15 protein-coding genes are annotated in these 20,690 nt (G+C 44.2%); 10 read left to right on the top strand and 5 right to left on the bottom strand.

The genetic code is table 11. The features are described from left to right. Positions 1-55: 55 nt before the first annotated feature. Positions 56-1,483 (bottom strand): SPFH domain-containing protein, encoded by a 1,428-nt coding sequence (locus A4G17_RS03780; RefSeq protein ID WP_123957618.1) that lies wholly within the window; start codon positions 1,481-1,483, stop codon positions 56-58. 146 nt (positions 1,484-1,629) lie between these two features. Between A4G17_RS03780 and paeA the strand changes: the two genes are divergently transcribed. The 5 genes from paeA to accC all read left to right on the top strand — a co-directional run bounded on the left by paeA (position 1,630) and on the right by accC (position 5,899). After that, a complete protein-coding gene (gene paeA, locus A4G17_RS03775; RefSeq protein ID WP_123957617.1) occupies positions 1,630-2,934 on the top strand; it encodes a polyamine export protein PaeA in 1,305 nt (434 codons plus the stop codon). Next, complete coding sequence (gene arsC, locus A4G17_RS03770) at positions 2,931-3,272, top strand: arsenate reductase (glutaredoxin) (RefSeq protein ID WP_123957616.1); 342 nt, start codon at positions 2,931-2,933, stop codon at positions 3,270-3,272. Before paeA ends, arsC begins: the two co-directional genes overlap by 4 nt. Positions 3,273-3,387: 115 nt before the next feature. After that, positions 3,388-3,837, top strand: a complete 450-nt coding sequence (gene aroQ / locus A4G17_RS03765) for a type II 3-dehydroquinate dehydratase (RefSeq protein ID WP_123957615.1) — start codon at positions 3,388-3,390, stop codon at positions 3,835-3,837. A 152-nt stretch (positions 3,838-3,989) separates the two neighbouring features. After that, positions 3,990-4,457, top strand: a complete 468-nt coding sequence (accB, locus tag A4G17_RS03760; protein ID WP_123957614.1) for an acetyl-CoA carboxylase biotin carboxyl carrier protein — start codon at positions 3,990-3,992, stop codon at positions 4,455-4,457. 98 nt (positions 4,458-4,555) lie between these two features. Continuing rightward, positions 4,556-5,899: an acetyl-CoA carboxylase biotin carboxylase subunit gene (gene accC / locus A4G17_RS03755; RefSeq protein WP_123957613.1), complete on the top strand. Its 1,344-nt coding sequence runs from the start codon at positions 4,556-4,558 to the stop codon at positions 5,897-5,899. A 40-nt stretch (positions 5,900-5,939) separates the two neighbouring features. Here accC and malQ read toward each other — a convergent pair whose 3' ends face one another. From malQ to malE, 4 genes are all read right to left on the bottom strand, one after another. Continuing rightward, a complete protein-coding gene (gene malQ, locus A4G17_RS03750) occupies positions 5,940-7,931 on the bottom strand; it encodes a 4-alpha-glucanotransferase (protein WP_123957612.1) in 1,992 nt (663 codons plus the stop codon). A 76-nt stretch (positions 7,932-8,007) separates the two neighbouring features. Next, positions 8,008-8,898 carry a maltose ABC transporter permease MalG gene (malG, locus tag A4G17_RS03745; RefSeq protein WP_123957611.1) on the bottom strand — a complete coding sequence of 297 codons (891 nt, stop codon included), beginning with the start codon at positions 8,896-8,898 and terminating at the stop codon, positions 8,008-8,010. A gap of 166 nt (positions 8,899-9,064) precedes the next feature. Beyond that, complete coding sequence (malF, locus tag A4G17_RS03740) at positions 9,065-10,612, bottom strand: maltose ABC transporter permease MalF (RefSeq protein ID WP_418886402.1); 1,548 nt, start codon at positions 10,610-10,612, stop codon at positions 9,065-9,067. A 165-nt stretch (positions 10,613-10,777) separates the two neighbouring features. Further along, positions 10,778-11,962, bottom strand: coding sequence for a maltose/maltodextrin ABC transporter substrate-binding protein MalE (gene malE, locus A4G17_RS03735; protein WP_123957609.1), 1,185 nt, complete (start codon positions 11,960-11,962; stop codon positions 10,778-10,780). 312 nt (positions 11,963-12,274) lie between these two features. On the opposite strand from malE, the gene malK reads away from it, so the two are divergent. The 5 genes from malK to pyrG all read left to right on the top strand — a co-directional run bounded on the left by malK (position 12,275) and on the right by pyrG (position 20,676). Continuing rightward, the gene (gene malK / locus A4G17_RS03730) at positions 12,275-13,414 is read left to right on the top strand and encodes a maltose/maltodextrin ABC transporter ATP-binding protein MalK (RefSeq protein ID WP_123957608.1); all 1,140 of its coding nucleotides are present in this window, start codon (positions 12,275-12,277) and stop codon (positions 13,412-13,414) included. 190 nt (positions 13,415-13,604) lie between these two features. Then, on the top strand, positions 13,605-14,876 hold the full coding sequence (locus A4G17_RS03725; protein WP_123957607.1) for a maltoporin: 1,272 nt from the start codon (positions 13,605-13,607) through the stop codon (positions 14,874-14,876). Positions 14,877-14,996: 120 nt separating this feature from the next. Next, positions 14,997-15,854, top strand: a complete 858-nt coding sequence (gene malM / locus A4G17_RS03720) for a maltose operon protein MalM (protein WP_123957606.1) — start codon at positions 14,997-14,999, stop codon at positions 15,852-15,854. 289 nt (positions 15,855-16,143) lie between these two features. After that, positions 16,144-18,858, top strand: coding sequence for an HTH-type transcriptional regulator MalT (malT, locus tag A4G17_RS03715; protein WP_123957605.1), 2,715 nt, complete (start codon positions 16,144-16,146; stop codon positions 18,856-18,858). 180 nt (positions 18,859-19,038) lie between these two features. Then, positions 19,039-20,676: a glutamine hydrolyzing CTP synthase gene (gene pyrG / locus A4G17_RS03710; RefSeq protein ID WP_123957604.1), complete on the top strand. Its 1,638-nt coding sequence runs from the start codon at positions 19,039-19,041 to the stop codon at positions 20,674-20,676. Positions 20,677-20,690: the final 14 nt, after the last annotated feature.

The raw sequence follows: 20,690 nt of genomic DNA, 5'->3' as shown, positions 1-20,690 counted from the left end.
TCAGTTCCATCAGCAAATTTGCAAAAAATGCTCAGGAACTGACCGCTTGTAACCATTAGGCTTTTGGCTTGTCTTGATCGTGATTGCCAAGGAATTTACCAATCAATGCCTTACCCAGCTCTGACTGATTCAGTCCTTCTAAGGTGGCGGCTAATTTTGTACCGCCGGTAGAGCTAAATAATTCCCCTACACGCTCAATACCTTTATCTACCTTCGCTTCATTGATGATGAATTTCATATCTGAATTCGCAAGGGCTTTGGCCTGTTCGATACCAATTGCTTGATTCGCTTCGATTTGGCGAATACTCACAAGATACTGCTGATACCCCACATTGCTACCAATTTCTTTTGCTAATTCAATTTGACCAGAAACCAAAGAAATTTCGAGTTTTTGTTTCGCATCGGCCTCCGCAGTACCAATTTTTGCGATACCTTGTGCTTCTTTATCTTTTGTTTCAAGCAATGCTTCCGCAGCTAAGAAGGCTTTCTGCTTTTCCCCTTCCGCTACCAAAATTTGATGCTGCTTCTCGGCTTCAGAGTCGATGATCAAGGCATTGCGATTAGCTTCTGCTTTAATTTCTTGCGTGCGTTTGTCTTGATCGGCTTTGACGATTTGCACATCTTTCGCAATCTCCGCCTGCTTCACTTCCGCCACCCGTTTAACGTCCATTTCACGCTCTTTGGTGATTTTTTCCTGCTCTTTTACACGTTGTTGAGCCTGCTCATTGGAAATTGCTACTTCTCGTTGATTTTCAACGGTTTTCAAACCCACTTCTTTTTCTGCTTCTTGTTGCTTCACATCGGATTCTTTTTTCGCTTCAATTTCGGCAATTTGAGCTTCTTTTTGGTTACGAGCGACTTCAACACGGCTCTCTTTTTCAATGAAGGATTTTTTGATTTCCATAATATTGAGAATCACATGAGAGTTGCCACTGTCACGAATATCCATTAACTCGATCGTTTTAACTGGCTCAATCCCCCAATTTTTTAACTGCTCTTTTACTGCCGTGGTGAAATCATCACCCAATTCGGAACGCACTTGTAAAATATCATTAAGATTGCGACTAGAAAGAATGGAACGCACAGAACCTTGAATAATATCAACAAGTTGTGCATTCATATCACGGAAATCCGACACACGTTGAGCCGCTAAATTAGAATCTGAAATACGGAAGAATGCGGTCAAATCCACCACAAAAGGCAAACGCTCTAAATCGTAGGCTTCGTAGTTATCGATTTTGATTGAGAATACTGACACGGGCAACACAATGGTGCTCACCCCGATGACAGGCAGCCAAGAAGGGAAAGCATAATAAACGTTACCATTGCCGGTGTCTTTACCATAAGAAGTGGTTTTACCGCCTGACTGAACAATATGCACCTCGTTGGTTTTTACCACACGGCGGAACATCAAGGCGATGATCAAACTTACGATCAACAAGCCCACTACGGCGATCCCACCAATAAAGTAATAAAGCTCCATTTTTTGCTCCTTATATAAAATAGACTGTGCAATTTTAGCAAACAAGCGGTCACTTTTTACAAAAATTTTGCAAATTTTTGCGTCTCATTCCGCCTTTGTTATAATCACCGCAATTTTTCGTATTGTCGGGCAAAATTAAGGTAAAAATGGGATTATTTGAATCGATATTGATTATTGGCGTACTGATTGTGGTGAGTGCGGTAATTTCGTCGGCGGAAATTTCGTTGGCGGGGGCGAGAAAACTCAAATTACAGAATTTAGCCAACGAGGGCAATCAAAAAGCCCAAAAAGTATTGGAGCTGCAGGAACAACCGGGGCAATTTATTACCGTGGTTCAAATTGGGTTGAATATGGTGGCGATTCTAGGTGGTATGATTGGCGAAGGATCTATCACGCCTTATGTACATCAATTTCTTGCCAAATATAGCCAAGCTGAATGGTTAGACAGTGCAGCATCGTGGCTGTCGTTTGCGTTGGTGACGATCTCCTTTATTTTGCTGGCGGATTTAATGCCAAAACGGTTGGCAATGGCAAATCCTGAAAAAGTGGCATTGAAATTGGTGGGGGTGATGAGCCTAACCATCTTACTGCTCAAGCCATTCGTGTTGCTGTTTGATGCGATTGCCAACGGGCTGTTTCGTTTGCTTCGCATTTCGACCGTTCGCCAAGACAATATGACGCCTGAAGATATTATCGCAATGGTGGATGCAGGGGCAGAAGCGGGGGTGCTAAAAACGCAAGAACATTATCTGATCGAAAACATTCTTGATATGCAACAACGCACCGTCACGTCAACAATGACCACCCGTGAAAACATTGTATTTTTGGATAAGTCCTTCACTCGTCAGCAAATTTTCGAAACATTACAGCAAAATTCGCACTCAAAATTGCTGATTTCGGACGGTAGCATCGACAAAATTATCGGCTATGTGGAGTCGCACACCTTGCTGACACTCTTTTTGCAGGAAGAAAAAGTCTCGCTTACCGATAATCGTGTGCTACGCAAGGCGTTGTACATTCCTGACACACTTTCGTTGTATGAAGTGTTGGAGCTGTTTAAGTCCTCAGGCGAAGATTTTGCGGTGATTATCAACGAATATGCGTTGGTGGTGGGCATTGTGACACTCAATGATGTGATGAGCATTGTAATGGGCGAGTTGGTGTCAAACGAGGAAGAACAGATTGTCCGCCGTGACCAAGACTCATGGCTGATTGATGGTTCAACGCCGCTGGAGGATGTGATGCGAGCGTTGGATATTATTGAATTTCCTAACCAAGAAAACTACGAAACTATTGGCGGATTTATGATGTATATGCTACGCAAAATTCCGAAAAAGACCGATTTTGTGTTATATGACCGCTACAAATTTGAAATTATTGACACTGAAAATCTGAAAATCGATCAACTGATGGTGTCGTTGCGTAAAGATCTCTCACAGGAAACCTTATGATTACCCTTTATCACAATCCAAAATGCAGCAAATCTCGCGAAACGTTAGCCATTTTGCGTGAGGCTGGCGTTGAACCAACGATTGTTGAATATTTAGTTACCCCCCTTTCCGCAGAATTGATTGAGAAATTGATTCACGAAAGTGGGGTGAGTATCGAACAGGCATTACGCACCGATGTTGAAGAATATCAACAGTTTATCGAAGGCAAAGCCTTGAGCGACAACGAAATCATTGCCTTAATGTCGGCTCACCCTCGGCTACTCAACCGCCCTTTCGCCAGCGGTCAAAAAGGCACAAAATTTTGCAGACCGCCTGAGTTAGTGAAGGACTTGTTGTAATGCAATCAAACCACTCGTGTGGAACGAGCGGTATCTGTTTTGGTAAAAGAACTGCTGTAAATTTGCAAAAAACTTGAAGAAAATGACCGCTTGTCACCTAAGCTAAGGTATCAACATGAAAAAAATCCTACTTTTAAACGGCCCCAATCTCAATATGTTGGGCAAACGTGAACCGCATATTTATGGCTCGCAAACCTTGGCAGATATTGAACAACGTCTGCAACAACAAGCCGCAGCACAAGGTTTTCAGCTCGCATTTTTCCAAGCCAATGGTGAACAGCCATTGATTGAACGTATTCACCAAGCCTTTCAAAATACCGATTTCATTATCATCAACCCCGCTGCTTTTACCCATACCAGTGTCGCATTACGAGATGCGTTACTGGCGGTGGCAATTCCATTTGTGGAAGTGCATTTGTCAAATGTACATAGCCGCGAGCCGTTCCGCCATCACTCCTATTTAAGCGATGTGGCAAAAGGAGTGATCTGCGGCCTGGGGGCAAAAGGCTACGATTATGCGTTAGACTATGCTATCCATTTTCTTAAAAAGAGCGGAATAAACTGATTGGATCAGTGACAAAACTGAGCTATTTTCGCCAATTTTGTAAGATTTTCATCGCAAATTTGACGAAATTCAGGTAATCTACGCACCGGTTTTTTGCCCTGTTTTATTTGGGCATTCTCGTTATTCTATTCACATTTAAAACGGATCTCACTATGGATATTCGCAAAATCAAAAAACTTATCGAGCTTGTTGAAGAATCAGGCATCACCGAATTAGAGGTTTCAGAAGAAGAAGGCACAGTTCGCATTAGTCGTGCAGCACCTGTTGCCACTCCAGCTCCAGTGCAATATGTCGCCGCACCACAAGCCCCTGCGGCTCCAGCACCTGCAACAGCTGCTCCAGCAGCCCCTGTCGCAACACCAGCCCCAGTAGCTGCAGATATCAGCGGTCATGCGGTGCTTTCTCCAATGGTGGGAACGTTCTACCGTAGCCCAAGCCCAGATGCTCCGCCATTTGTTGAAGTGGGTAAAACGGTAAAAGTAGGTGATTCACTTTGCATTGTAGAAGCAATGAAAATGATGAACCGTATCGAGTCAGACAAAGCTGGTGTAATTAAAGCAATTTTAGTCAATGACGGCGAAGCAGTTGAATTTGACCAAAAACTCTTCATCATCGAATAATTTCTTCTACAAGCGGTGAGATTCTCAAAACGTTTTGCAAATCTGATTTGCAAAACTTTCCTAACATCTGACCGCTTGTCTTACCAAAGGACAAACTCATGTTAGAAAAAGTTGTCATTGCCAATCGTGGCGAAATTGCATTACGCATTTTGCGTGCCTGTAAAGAACTAGGCATCAAAACCGTTGCAGTACACTCAACTGCCGACCGTGAACTTAAACACGTTCTTCTCTCTGACGAAACCATCTGTATCGGCCCAGCCCCATCTACCAAAAGCTACTTAAACATTCCAGCGATCATTGCTGCAGCTGAAGTGACGGGTGCGGACGCTATTCACCCAGGCTACGGATTTTTATCTGAAAATGCCAATTTCGCAGAGCAGGTGGAGGCATCTGGCTTAGTCTTTATCGGCCCAACGGCCGATGTGATTCGCTTAATGGGCGATAAAGTGTCGGCGATCACTGCGATGAAAAAAGCGGGCGTACCTTGCGTACCTGGTTCAGATGGACCAGTTGGTAACGATGTCGCAAAAAATAAAGAGATTGCTAAGAAAATCGGCTATCCAGTGATTATCAAAGCGTCCGGTGGTGGCGGTGGTCGTGGAATGCGTGTGGTTTATAACGAGAAAGATTTGGAAGAATCGATCGCAATGACCAAAGCAGAAGCGAAAGCAGCATTCAACAACGATATGGTGTATATGGAGAAATACCTTGAAAATCCACGCCATATCGAAATCCAAGTGCTTGCGGATACCCACGGCAATGCCGTTTATTTAGCCGAGCGTGACTGTTCAATGCAACGCCGCCACCAAAAAGTAGTGGAAGAAGCCCCTGCACCGGGTATTAGTGATGAATTACGTAAATCTATTGGTGAACGTTGTGCTAATGCGTGTATCGAAATCGGCTATCGTGGTGCAGGCACTTTTGAGTTTTTATACGAAAATGGTGAATTTTATTTCATTGAAATGAATACTCGTATTCAAGTGGAACACCCTGTGACTGAAATGATCACGGGCGTAGATTTGGTGAAAGAGCAGTTGCGTATTGCCGCAGGTTTACCACTGTCGATTAAACAAGAAGACATCAAAGTGCGTGGACACGCTATCGAATGCCGTATTAACGCTGAAGATTCCAAAACCTTCTTACCATCGCCAGGAAAAATCGGACGGTTACACGTTCCAGGTGGTTTAGGCGTACGTTGGGATTCGCATATTTACTCAGGCTATGCGGTTCCGCCACACTACGATTCAATGATCGCCAAACTCATCACTTACGGGGAAACGCGTGAAATTGCCATTCGTCGTATGGAAAATGCCTTAAGCGAAACAATTGTAGAGGGTATCAAAACCAATATTCCACTTCATCAACAAATTCTCTCCGATGAAAACTTCCGAGCAGGTGGCACCAATATCCACTATCTCGAGAAAAAATTAGGATTAAAATAGTAGACACAAAAAAACCGCACTGACGTGCGGTTTTTTACATTTACGGGTTGCGTTTTTGTTCAATCGTTTCAAGCAATTTTTGTACCGATTCATCGGCAAAAATATCACTCACATTGCGGCTGAGTTTACGTCGCCAGTTTGGATATTCGGTGCTAGTGCCAGGGATATTTACTGGCTCCAACATATTTAGCCAATCCTCTGGTTGCGTACCAAATAGCACACTGTTGGTGTCCGCCACATAGCTTTGAAGCTGGTGGTTGAAGTTTTGAGTGATACCGTAATAATCTGGCTCAAGTTCCTGCACCGCCTCTACCGCAGCACGAATTTTCAGCTTGTTTTCGTGGCGAGTTTTGTAAAGCTGCTCAAGCACTTCTGGGTTTGGATACACATCAAAACGCTGCCCTAACTCAAAATCGTAGGTTTTCCAGTAGCCTTGTACTGTTGGTAAATCATGGGTGCTAAGGGTAGTCATCGCTTGGTATGGGTAGTTTGCCAGCGGTTTGCTTGCTCCTTCTTCATACTCAAAATAGAAAATGTTGTAGGCTAAAATACCTTTGCTTTCAAGGGATTCTAACATTCCGTCAGGCACCGTTCCGAGAGCTTCGGCGATGATCAAACAGTGGTGGCGTTGGCTTTCTAATGCCAAGATCGAAAGCAGATCTTCTAACGGATATTTTACATACACGCCATTTTTGGCTGAATCGCCTTTAGGCACCCACCACATTCTCGCAAAGCCAAGAATATGGTCAATCCGCAATGCCCCACAATCTTTCATATTGGCACGCAATAAGTCGATAAATGGTTGATAACCACGCTCAGCAAGCACTTCTGGGTGCATTGGCGACAGCCCCCAGTTCTGCCCTTGTGGTGCCAAAATATCTGGCGGAGCCCCCACCGATGCTCCAAGGACATAAAGCTCTTTATCTGCCCAAGTTTCCGCACCATTATCTGCCACGCCTACGGCTAAATCGCGGTAAAAACCGATTGGCATTTGTAGCTGTTTAGCCAGTTCATTACAGGCCTTGAGTTGTTGCTGTGCGACAAATTGCAGCCACATATGGAAGCGGACCAATTCCGCTTGAGCATTTTGGAACTCGGCAACGCAAGCGGTCTGATAATCTTGGAATTTTGCATCCCAAGACGACCAACCATATTGATCGGCAAATTGGGAAGAAAGCCACTCGTGCAAGGCATCAAAAGTCGCCTGCACTTTGAGTGATTCGCCATTTTCTTCGATGAATTTCTCGAAGGCAGTTTGATCTTGCTGTTTGAACTGCTTGTAAGCTAGGCGTAAGCCTGCCAATTTCAGCCACATCACCTGCGAATAATCCACATACTCTTTTTGGCGAGCCTCTTTCAACTGTTGTTGGATCGCATCGGAATAGAACCACGCCGTGGCTTCTGCACTTTGACGGAAAGCATCAATGGCTGGCACGTTGATGTAGATGATGTTTTGCCATAAGCGAGAAGATGGACTGTACGGGCTTGCTCCTTCTGGATTAGCAGGGAAAAGGGAATGGATTGGGTTTAGCCCCACAAAATCACCACCTTTTTCCGCCAGTTTGACTAAGAATTGTTGCAGATCACCGAAATCACCGATCCCCCAGTTTTGTTCAGAACGTAGGGTGTAAAGCTGTAAAATCGATCCCCACAATTTCTTTTTCTGTTGTAATTCAATAGGTTGGAAAGCCGTTTCAGGCGTGATAATTACACGGCATGCCGTACCGTCAAAACTGAGTTGGTGGTAGCCGAGAGGTAGATCGGCTGGCAATGCAAGCTGATTTTTTTTGCATTTTCCTGTTAACACTTGACCGCTTTCAAGGGTAAGCTGCCAGCTTTTTGTGCTGTTTTTTGGCAAGGTGAATGCCACTGCTTCGCCTTGTTTTGCCACTTTAACGGGAGGTAGAACGCCTGCCGCTTTTGGCTCACCTAATAGCTCTGCGATTTTGGCATAAACATCAGGCGCTGGGCGAATTTTCTCGCCGTGTTCATCGATAAAGTAAGGGTTAATAAATGCGTGCTGTTGGTTCATTGTTACTGCTCTTTATATGATTTAATACAAAATAGTTTAATTCTGCCCCCGCTTTAGCGGGGCAGAATTTGTTCTTTTAGCCCTTCACCCCACCAGCGGTTAAACCACCGACTAGCCAGCGTTGTGCGATGATAAACACCACGGTGATTGGGATAGCGGAGAGAATTGCAGCGGCGGCGAAGTCGCCCCATAGGTAGTTTTGTGGGTGGAGATATTGCTGCATTCCCACGGCTAAGGTGTAGTTATCCACATCACGCAATAAGAGCGATGCGACTGGCACTTCGATGATAGCGGCGATGAAAGCTAGAATAAACACTACCGCCAAAATCGGTACGGAAAGTGGTAATAAAATCAAACGGAAAGTCTGCCACGGGGTCGCACCGTCAAGGGCGGCGGCTTCTTCAAGAGAGTTGTCGATCGTCTCAAAATAACCTTTGATCGTCCAAACGTGCATTGCAATCCCCCCCAAGTAAGCGAAGATCACACCGCCGTGCGTGTTTAAGCCTAAGAATGGAATGTAATCGCTCAAGCGGTCAAACAATGCATATAACGCCACCAAGGAAAGTACTGCAGGGAACATTTGGAAAATCAACATACTCTGCATTAACACTTTTTTGCCCGCAAAACGGAAACGAGCGAAAGCGTAGGCGGCTGTGGTCGATAAAATCAACGTAATTAATGCCGTGATACCTGCCACTTTTACTGAGTTCCATAGCCATAATAAAACAGGGAATGGCGGAGGGGTCACGGTGCCGTCAGGGTTAGTCACGCTAAAACCGAGAGCCAATTTCCAGTGTTCAAAGGAAATTTGGCTTGGAATGATTTCCCCTAAAGCCAAGTTACCTGGGCGAAGGGAGATGCCCAATATCATAAATAATGGGAACATAATCAACGCACAAAAGGTGATAAGAAAAAAGTGGGTGGCAAATAACCGCACTTTCATTGATTTAGGTTGGACAATTGCCATAGTAGTATCCTTTTTATTTCATTCTGCACTCGCTTCACTAGGGGAGGAGGTAAGAGAAACGAGCCGAAAGGGACATTGGTAAAATTTTACATTAATCTGACCGCTTGTCTGCCCCCATACTTTGTAAGATACGTCTCCCTCAAGCGGGGGCAACATGATGATCTAATTACTCATTCGACAACTTCGTCAAGCGGATTTGGAATAAGGCTAACGCACTGACTAGCAAGAAGATAATCACTGAAATCGCTGCAGCTAAACCGAAATCTTGCGTACCGCTGCCTTCAAAGGCAATTCGGTAGGTATAGCTCACTAACAAGTCAGTATGCCCTGCTGGTGTGGTGGTCCCAACCATATTTGGTCCACCCACGGTTAATAATTGAATCAATACGAAGTTATTAAAGTTAAAGGCGAAACTGGCGATCATCAACGGCATTAATGGCTTAATCAATAACGGCATGGTAATGCGAGTGAAGTTTTGCCAAACGGTCGCACCATCAATCGCCGAAGCTTCATATAAGTCTTGTGGAATTGCCTTGAGAAAGCCCATACAGACGATCATTATATACGGGTACCCTAACCACGTATTAACAATCAACAACATAATTTTCGCGAGTGTCGGATCGTTAAACCATTCGGGACGGATACCAAACAAGTTATTTAAGATCAGGTTGATTTCCCCAAAACTTTGGTTGAACAAACCTTTGAATACCAAAATAGAGATAAAGCCAGGAACAGCGTACGGCAAAATCAGTAACAAGCGGTAAGTAGCTTTGCCTTTCAGCGGCTCCCATTGCACTAAGGAGGCAAAAATCATGCCAAGTAGTGTAGTGAAAATCACGGTTAAAAAGGCGAATGTCACCGTCCAAATAAAGATTTTAATGAACGGACCTTGTACGCCTTTATCCGTGACGATTTTCACAAAATTTTGCCATCCCGTCACCACGGTATAACCCGGCTCTAAGCGTTCACCCACAAAATTACCTTGAGCATCAACCAATTGGAAAAAGCCAATATCATCGTTTGGGCGATACGTTTTGCCCGACTCCATATTAGTAAGCTCTTGCTTGCTCTCGTCAAATTGATAGCGTGGCTTGAGTTCAGCAAACTGACGCAGACCACTCATTGACAGACTTTCCCCCGTTGGCAACTCCACCGTAATGCCTTGCAATTTGGTTCGGTTCTGGGTAATCACTTTTAGTGGTACTACCGCAGACGTTGGCAGAGATTCACTCTCTTTCACCGTCACATCACCTGCCAGATTTTCTACTGCAAGCGGTTCTGAAAGGTAATTTTTTTGTGATGTCGGATGACTAAACGCTAATTGGTATTGCCCATTACCTGCATCAAACAGTTTGAAATCAAACTTCTCACCCGCAGAATAACGTTGGCTTTGTAGCTGTTTAAGCACCTGCTCATAACTTAGTTGGTTCGTACCACTGTAATTGGTAAAGGCAATCACTACCGTACAAAGTAGCGGAAACACCACAAAAATGCCAATGGCAGCGACCCCTGGGTAGAGATAACGCCAGCGGTAAGTTTTTTGATTGCTAAAAATATAAATACCCGACGTCACTACAACCAACGCTAACAATGCGAAAAGAATTTCACCTTGCAGATAAATAGTGAAGACAAGATAAAATGAAATAAAATAGAGCAGCCCCACAAAAGCTCTTTTGCTCCAAACTTGAGCGGGCGAGAGTGTTGGTTGGGTCATGGATAACATTGAATGTTCCTTTTATTTACTGCTGGTAGGAATAATGGGGTTGTGAGAGCAGATCTATATATCCGCCCGATAACCCCGAAAGCGTTTTATGAGATGAATAATGTTATCTTTGCGGGCGGACACATAGGTCCGCCCCTACATTATTGGGATGTTTTATTACTCTTTCTCAATTTTTGCTTGAGCTTCATCAAGTGCTGCTTTCACTGATTGACGACCCGTCACCGCTGCATTGATTGCTGCTTTTTCAGAGTACCAGAAGCGACTCATTTGCGGAATATTTGGCATCACCTCACCGTTTTCTGCATTTTGCATCGTTGCGGCAATGCGTGAATCAGATGCTAATTTCGCTTGATAGCTTTTTAATGCCACTGCACCAAGTGGTGCATCTTTATTCACAGTTTCTAAGCCCATATCAGTCAGCAAGTGGTTTTCTAAGAACTCTTTAGCCAAGTCTTGGTTTGGGCTGGCTGAGTTCACTGCGGCACTTAATACGCCTACAAACGGTTTAGATGGTTTGCCATTTAAAGTTGGCAATACCGCCACCCCGTAGTTGATACCACTTTTCTCGATATTTGCCCAAGACCAAGGGCCGTTAATCGTCATTGCGGTATTACCTTTATTGAAAGAGGCCTCAGACACCGAGTAGTCCATATCGGCATTGATCACTTTATTTTTTACCAAATCAACTACAAACTGTAAGCCTTTTTGTGCCGCCTCGTTGTTTACCCCAATATCTTTCACATCGTAACCGTTTGGCGTGACTTTAAAGGCATAAGCACCTTGTGAAGAAGAAATTGGCCAAGTAAAGTACGGCTCTTGTAAATTCCACATGATCGCAGATTTACCTTTTGCACGCAGTTCTTTATCCAATTTCTCTACTTCTTCCCAAGTTTTCGGCGGATTTGGCACCAAGTCTTTGTTGTAAATTAAAGAGAGAGACTCAATGGCGATTGGATAAGCGATTTGTTTGCCGTTATATTTAGTTGCCTCCCAACCGATGTCAGACAATTTCGCTTTAAATTCTGCAGAGGGTTGCACTTCGGCTAATAAACCTGCTTGTGCATAACCACCAAAACGGTCGTGAGCGAAAATAATGATATCTGGGCCATCACCTGTTGATGCCACTTGCGGATAGAGTTCTTCCAATTTTCCTGGATGCTCAACTACCACTTTCACGCCAGTATCCGCTTCAAATTTTTTACCCACTTCGGCTAGACCGTTGTAACCCTTATCAGCACTAATCCAGATGTTTAATTGCCCTTCTACAATTTTCGCACTTACACCTTGTGCGACAAATAAACCTGCAAGAACGGCTAAAGCTGTTTTTGTTAATTTTTTCATGGAATGTTCCTCATAAGTAAATGGAATTTTTCAGCAGTATCTTTATTTATTACACCCTAAGAAGCATCATTCCCCCTTCTCATACCCCATCAAGAAATTCGTGATCTAGTTCTCATTTTTTAATTCCCACACTAAATTTGTGAAGTGAATCACAAAAAATCACTCCATTTTTGTGATCTCGCTCACAAAACAAGCGGTCACTTTCGACTAAGAATTTACAAATCGCCCACTCATTTTTATGACAGGGGGATGATGCCAAACTAAACAAAAGAGCGTACTCTCCACCAAAAATTTGTTTTGCGGAGAATTAACATGGCTGATGTAAAATTAACAGGTATCAACAAATCCTATGGCGATGTGCATATTTCAAAAAATATCAATCTCGACATCAAAGAAGGTGAATTTGTCGTCTTTGTTGGCCCATCCGGCTGTGGAAAGTCCACCGTATTACGAATGATTGCAGGCTTAGAAGAGATCACATCGGGCGATTTATTCATTGGCGACACACGTATGAACGACGTTCCACCTGCCAAACGCAACATTGGTATGGTGTTTCAGTCTTATGCTCTCTATCCACATTTAAACGTGGCAGAAAACATGTCTTTTGGTATGAAACTCGCTGGCAAAAAGAAAGACGAAATCGATCAACGTGTCAATCAAGTCGCCGAAATCCTACAACTTGCCCACCTATTACAACGCAAACCGAAAGAGCTCTCTGGTGGACAACGCCAACGTGTGGCAATCGGTCGTACACTCGTTTCACAACCCGAAGTCTTTTTGCTCGATGAACCGCTTTCTAACTTAGATGCCGCATTGCGGGTACAAATGCGCGTGGAGATTTCCAAACTGCACAAAAAACTTGGCAGAACGATGATTTATGTAACCCACGACCAAGTAGAAGCGATGACGCTTGCCGACAAAATCGTGGTATTACAAGCGCTCGGCAATAATCCGAATATCACCTCCAACGTAGCACAAGTCGGCAAACCACTTGAACTCTACCACTACCCTGCTAACCGTTTTGTGGCTGGTTTTATTGGCTCACCAAAAATGAATTTTATCCCTGTGCGTGTGGTAGAAGTAAAACAAGATGCAGTCAAAATCGAAATGCCAGATTCCACCCATCTCACTTTCTGGGTACCTGTGGAAGGTAAGGGCGTGAAAGTGGGCGATAATCTCTCGCTCGGCATTCGTCCTGAACATTTACTACCTTGCGATCAAAGCGAAGTCTGCATTAAAGGCTCAGTGAAAGTGGTGGAACAGCTCGGTAACGAAACCCAAGTTTATATCGAAATGCCGCCAATCAAACAAAGTTTGGTTTACCGCCAGAACGATATCGTGCTAGTGCAAGAAGGCGATGAAATGGCTGTAGGTATCAATCCAAATCGTTGTCACTTATTCAAAGAAGACGGTACTGCATGCAAACGGTTGTTTAAAGAGTTGGGCGTGTAATTCAATTCGACAGGCAATAACAGAACCGTTTTAGCAGAATACACTCTTTTTTTATGTGTAAAAAAAAGAGCCTGTGCATTATAGATGATGCACACAGAAAAATCAATAACCATTTGATTTTTAAATACATTTTAGTTTCATAGTGTCATAAAAACATCAAAAAAACGTTCACAACGTTAAGGAGCTTACAATGAAAAAAACATTATTAGCCACAGTTGTCTCTGGCGTTCTTCTTTCGACTTCTGCACTCGCGGTTGATTTCCACGGTTACGCCCGTTCAGGTATTGGCTGGACGTCAGGCGGCGGCGAACAATCTGCACTTACGGTAAATGGTGGTGGTGCTAAATATCGTTTAGGTAACGAATCAGACACCTACGTAGAGTTCAAATTAGGTCAAGAACTATATAAAAATGGCGAGAAATCCATCTATTTTGATTCTAACGTGGCTTATGGCGGTACGCTTCACAATAACGACTGGACAGAGACCAGCCCAGCCTTGCGTGAATTAAACGTACAGTTCAAAAACTTTGCAGATAGCCTTCCTGGGGCAACATTATGGGCGGGTAAACGTTTCTACCAACGCCATGATGTGCATATGAACGACTTCTACTACTGGGATATTTCAGGCCCAGGTGCGGGGGTTGAAAATATCGACTTAGGTTTCGGTAAACTTTCTTTAGCGGTTACACGTGACACTGAAACAGGTGGAGCATATTCATACTATTATGATCACGTAAGCAAAACGTATAAAAGCGATCGCACCGTGAAAAAAGATGTCTACAACGATATTTTCGATATTCGTTTAGCTGGCATTGAACTTTGGAAAGATGGTTCTTTAGAGTTAGGCTTTGACTATGGTAACGCCCATAAAAAAGACGATTCTGCTTATGTAAATAAAGATGCAACCAAAAATGGTTATATGGCAACCGCAGAATACACCCAAGGTAACTTCTTCGGTGGGTTCAACAAGTTTACCGTGCAATATGCGAAAGATTCTATGACATCATGGAATAACGGTCACGCCCAAGGCTCACTTGCAAGCAACAAAGGTGATATGCTTCGTTTAATCAACCAAGGCGTTGTCGCTGCGGGCGATAAAGTGGAAGTCATGTATGCGTTAATCTACGAAAAAACAGACTTGAAAAACAAACAAGGCAAAACATGGTACTCTGCAGGGGTGCGTCCAATGTATAAATGGACAGACACAATGAGCACCTTGTTAGAAGTGGGTTACGATCGCATCAAAGATCAAGCTACAGGCAAGAAAAACGACCTCATGAAATACACCGTTGCTCAGCAATGGCAAGCAGGTAGCAGCATTTGGGCTCGCCCTGCAATCCGTGTATTCGGCACATACGCTCACTGGAATGATAAATTCAACAAAACTAACCGCACTAACGAGGGTTACAAAGCCAAAGATGGTGAATTTATCGGTGGCGTACAATTTGAAGCTTGGTGGTAATCCCCCCTTACAAGCGGTCAGTTCTGCTGAAAAATTTGCAACATTTTTGCCTAAAGTGACCGCTTGCACTGACACATTGGACGCCTTCATGGCGTCCTTTTACTATCTTTCGGAGAATTTATGAAAATCAAAATCGCACTCTGTCTATCCGCTCTCTTGTTCAGCCTTTCTGCTCAAGCCTTAAGCCCAGATCAAAATGAACTCGCCAAAGTGCAATGGCAAGATCTCAACCTAAACCAGCAACAAACGGCGACAGTTACAGCCCAAGCAATGCCAACCATTCAAGGGGCAAGCGGTGCTGTTGTTGGCTATAAAATTCCTGCGAATCAAGGTGCGGTGAAAATTCAAATTAAAAGCCCAGTGCAAAAAGACAACAGCGTGTTTGTACCAAATGTGCTCGTGCTTGATAGCCATTTCACGCCATCATTAACTTACCCCGCCAAACAATTTCAGTTCGCTGAAGAACGGGGCTTGTCTGGTGCACAATATCAAGCGGAGTTGAGCCTAACCCCAACGCCAAATCAAGATTTTATCTACTTGTTGATCTACACCACCGAGCAAGATTTGCAAGGCAAAACCATTATGACCCACCCAGCCAAACTGCTCGCCAAAGCAAAAGGCAACCAACCGCCTGCGATTGCCGATATTGAAGTGACACACCGCGATCAAGGCAAAGTGATTGTAGAAGTGGATGGCGTGCAATCCAGCCAATTTATCGGTTTAAGTGGTCCGTTATTTGAAAGCAAGCAGCCTGCACCGAAAGTGGTTGGCACACAAGCCATTGCCAAAGCCGAAAAAACCGCAAGCAAAGCGACACAACCAGTGGAATCTAGCACAGAACAATACTTCAACAACGCGGTGAAGCAAGCCTTGAAAAATAACGACATCAACAAAGCCATGAATTTAGTCAATGAAGCCGAGCAGCTTGGTTTAAAACAGCCGAGACAGATTTTCATCAAACACGTTTCTGCAAAATAATTTGCAAAAAAAGCTGAGAATCTGACCGCTTGTAGCCACAAATTAGACGAGTACGAATCTTTTCGTACTCGTTTTTCCACAAGGAGATGAAGACATACGCTGCATTTTCGCACCAAAACGAGCGGGATAAAGTGAGAATTATTTGGCTCTGGTCACAATAAAATATTTAACTCATTGTTTTTCTTTAAATTATTAATATAGCTAGCAAAAACCTCTATGCTTTTTTCTCCATATTTAAAGAAAATTTGCTAAAATTTTATCGCTTGTCGATGATGCGGAGTGAAACACTATGCAAGTTGTTACAAAATTAATCCCCACAAAACTGATTTTTGGCAATAATCCGAGTGAACCACGTGACAAACAAGGCGTGGAGCGGGGAGCGTTGTTGCGAGTGTTGGAACAAGCAAAAGCGTATCCACTGACGTTGATCACCGCTCCTGCCGGCTATGGCAAAACGACCTTGGTGCTGCAATGGAAAGCCCGTTTACTGGCGGACAATACACCGCTTGCATGGTTTACATTGGATGAAAGTGATAACAAAGCGGAGCAATTTTCTCACTATTTTTCTACCGCACTTGCCAAGGCGACAGGCATTTCGCTACAAGGCATAAACTATCAAAACGACCTGATCGATTACTTTGGGCAATTATTAATACGGCTACACGATGTCGATGAGCATTTTTATCTGATCATTGACGACTATCATCTCATCGACAACAGCGAAATTCACGATGCTCTGCGTTTTTGGCTAAAACATCAACCACGCACGATGAGTCTTGTGTTGCTCTCTCGCCTTGTGCCACCGCTGAGCATTACTAATCTGCGTATTCACGAAAAATTGTTGGAAATTGATGTCCACCAGCTCGCCTTTAGCCCGAACGAAGCTCGTCAATTTTTTGAACAGAAACTGCATCAGACGTTAAGCGATGAAACGGTGTTTGCCCTGTGTGATCGAGTCGAAGGTTGGGCGACGGCGTTGCAGCTGATGATTTTCGCCATTCGCCAAAATGCGGAATTGCTCCACTTTCCCGAAAAGCTATTTACCAAATTAAATCAACAACATATCGCTGATTATCTGAACGAAGAAGTGTTCCATTATGTTGATCCTGCGATCAAACAGTTTATGCAACGCTGTGCAATCTTACGTTCGATGAATGAAAAATTGGTGCTTGCGCTTACCCAAGATGAAAACGGTGTGAAGAAGCTCGATGAGCTGGAAAAACAAGGGCTATTCATTCAGCGATTGCAACAAGACGACGGCGAATTTTGGTGGAAATTTCATCCGATTTTAGCGTCTTATTTGTCGCAAAGTTGCCGTTTAGAATTACCCAATGAGTGGCAGCAGCTACACCAAACCGCAGCGATGATGTGGTTGAAACTGGGCTACGGTTCAGAGGCGTTGTATCACGCTCAAATGTTAGACGACCCGACTACGCTCTATCAAATTCTGCAAGAACACGGCTGGTCGCTGTTCCACCAAGGGCAACTCAAACTAATTGAAGATTGTTTGACCCATCTACCTGCGGAGCAACTGTGGCAAGATGAAAATTTGGTGCTACTCAAAGCGTGGTTGGCACAAAGTCAGCACCGCCACCAAGAAGTGAGCGGTATCTTGCAAAAATTCCAACCAAAACAACCGCTTACCGAGAGCCTACAAGGCCGTTTTGATGCACTTAAAGCTCAAGTGGCGATCAACGCTGGCGATGAGGAACAGGCGTATTTGCTCGCAAATCAAGCCTTGCGAAATCTGCCAAGTGAGTTTGGCTATGCTCAAATCGTCGCTAAGTCGGTAATTGGCGAAGCACAACATTGCCGTGGCTATTTGAAAGAAGGTTTAGCGTTGATGCAGCAAGTGGAAAAACTAGCAACAACACAGCGTGCTTATCACCATTGGTTATGGTCCCGCTTACAGCAATCGGAAATCCTTTCTGCCCAAGGCTTTTGGCAATCGGCATACGATTTACTCAAAGAAACCACTCAGCAAACTCACGAATTTCGTCAAATTCCGATGAACGAATTTTTGCTGCGGCTAAAAGGGCAAATTTTGTGGGAATGGCACCATCTCGACCAAGCAGAAGCAATGGCAAATGCCGGCATTGAAGTGCTAGACAATGAAGAAGAACAAATTCAATGTTTGGCCTTGTTGGCAAAAACGTCCTTGACTAAAGGCGATTTAAACAATGCTGAACGGCTTATTGACCGCTGCCGAGCTTTACTAACTCGCAGCTCGCCGCACAAAGACTGGCTCACTGCCTTAGACGAAGTGCAGTTGATCTATTGGCAAATGAAAGGCGAAACCGCGCCACTTGAAAGCTGGTTGGCACAGGCGAATTTCCCAAGCCAAGAACATAATCACTTCACCCAACGTCAATGGCGAAATATTGCTCGTTGCTATTTGCTACAAGAAAATTACGAACAAGCGTTGAAAATTCTCAATAGTCTGCTGAAAACCACGGCGATTTTTAACTTGGTGAGCGACAGCCAACGGGCGTTGATTTTGCGAAATCGTCTACATTATCTGCAAGGCAAAAAAGATTTGGCACAGCGAGATCTGATCCAAGCGCTCAATTTGAGCCAGCAGACCAACTTCATCAGTGCCTTTGTGATTGAAGGCGATTTGATCGCCCAGCAGATCCGCCAACTGTTACAGCTGAATGTGTTGGACGAACTTTCTACCCACAAAGCACAATTTATTTTACGCAGTATCAACCAGCACAACCGCCACAAAACCGCCCATTTTGATGAAGAATTTGTGAAAAGTCTGCTGGAAAACCCGCAAGTCCCAGAGCTGCTCAAAATCAGCCCTCTCACCCAAAGGGAGTGGCAAGTGCTAGGACTGATCTACTCGGGTTATAGCAATGAACAAATCTCCCAAGAACTTGTGGTGGCGATGACCACCATCAAAACCCATATTCGCAATCTCTACCAAAAAATCGGCGTCGCCAACCGCAGCGAGGCGATTGAATATACCCGCAGTTTGTTACGAATGATGGGCTATCATTGAGAATACAAGCGGTCAGTTTAAGGTCTTTTTTTGCAAATGCCGTTTGTAAAACTTTTACTGGATCTGACCGCTTGCAACCCTAGTCATCGACGGTAAATTGCTGTAAACTACGCTCCCGTCCTGATGGTTTTACACCATTCCTGATTTCAATCTCAATTAACCCAATCACAAGGCAAAACAATGGCAACAAATTATATTTTTGTAACGGGCGGTGTTGTTTCTTCTTTAGGGAAGGGCATTGCAGCAGCCTCTTTAGCATCTATTCTCGAAGCTCGTGGCTTAGATGTCACCATAATGAAGCTCGACCCTTATATCAATGTTGACCCTGGTACAATGAGCCCTACTCAGCACGGTGAAGTCTTCGTGACCGAAGACGGGGCGGAAACTGATTTAGACTTGGGGCATTACGAGCGTTTTATTCGCACTAAAATGACCAAAGCCAATAACTTCACCAGTGGTAAAATCTATTCAGAAGTATTACGCAAAGAGCGTCGTGGCGACTACCTTGGTGCCACAATTCAAGTGATCCCGCATATCACAAACGAAATCAAAGCACGTGTGATCGAAGGTGGTAAAGGACACGATGTGGCAATCGTTGAAGTTGGCGGCACTGTGGGTGATATTGAATCGCTACCCTTCTTAGAAGCGTTGCGTCAGTTAGCGGTGGACGTTGGCCGTGAAAAAACGTTATTTATGCACTTAACCCTTGTGCCGTATATTCCAACCGCAGGTGAAGTGAAGACTAAACCAACCCAACATTCGGTGAAAGAGTTGCTTTCAATCGGTATTCAGCCAGATGTGCTGGTTTGCCGCTCCGATCGTGCAATTCCAGCAAATGAACGTGCCAAAATTGCGTTGTTCTGTAACGTGCCAGAGCGTGCGGTGATTTCACTCAAAGACGTGGATTCCATTTACCGTATCCCAGCACTCTTGAAATCGCAAGGCTTAGATGATTTCATCTGCGAACGCTTCCGTTTAACCTGCAAAGAAGCGGATTTATCAGAATGGGAAAACGTATTGTATGAGCAAGCGAACCCAACGGGCGAAGTCACCATCGGTATGGTTGGCAAGTATGTGGAATTGCCAGATGCTTATAAATCAGTCAATGAAGCGTTAAAACACGCGGGGCTGAAAAACCGTTTAACCGTAAACATTCAGTATATCGACTCGCAAGATGTAGAAACTAAGGGCGTCGAAGTCTTAAACGGCGTTGATGCGATTTTAGTCCCAGGCGGTTTCGGCTATCGTGGCGTGGAAGGGAAAATTCTCACCGCACAATACGCCCGTGAAAATGGCATTCCATACTTGGGCATTTGTTTAGGGATGCAAATTGCGTTAATTGAATACGCACGCAATGTAGCAGGAATGAAAGGGGCTAACTCTACGGAATTCGATAAAAACACACCATTCCCTGTGGTAGGTTTAATCACCGAATGGCAAGATGCCGACGGCAAGGTGGAAGTTCGTTCTGATGAATCCGATCTCGGCGGCACAATGCGTTTAGGCTCACAGGCCTGTCACTTAGTTGACGGTACTTTAGCTCGTGAAGTTTATGGTGCAGAAACCATTTTCGAACGCCATCGCCACCGCTACGAAGTGAATAATACCTTGTTGCCACAAATCGAAGCAGCTGGCTTGAAAGTATCTGGCTTATCGGCAGATCGTAAATTAGTGGAGATCATCGAAGTGCCAAACCACCCTTGGTTTATCGCAGCACAATTCCACCCAGAATTTACCTCAACGCCACGTGATGGACACCGCCTATTTGAAGGTTTCATCAAAGCGGCGAAAGCACATCAAGCAAAATTGGCGAAGTAAATCACAACTTGTAG

The organism is Frederiksenia canicola (genome assembly GCF_011455495.1).
GTDB classification, from domain to species: Bacteria; Pseudomonadota; Gammaproteobacteria; order Enterobacterales; family Pasteurellaceae; genus Frederiksenia; species Frederiksenia canicola.
This window is presented reverse-complemented; position numbering and strand designations above follow the sequence as displayed.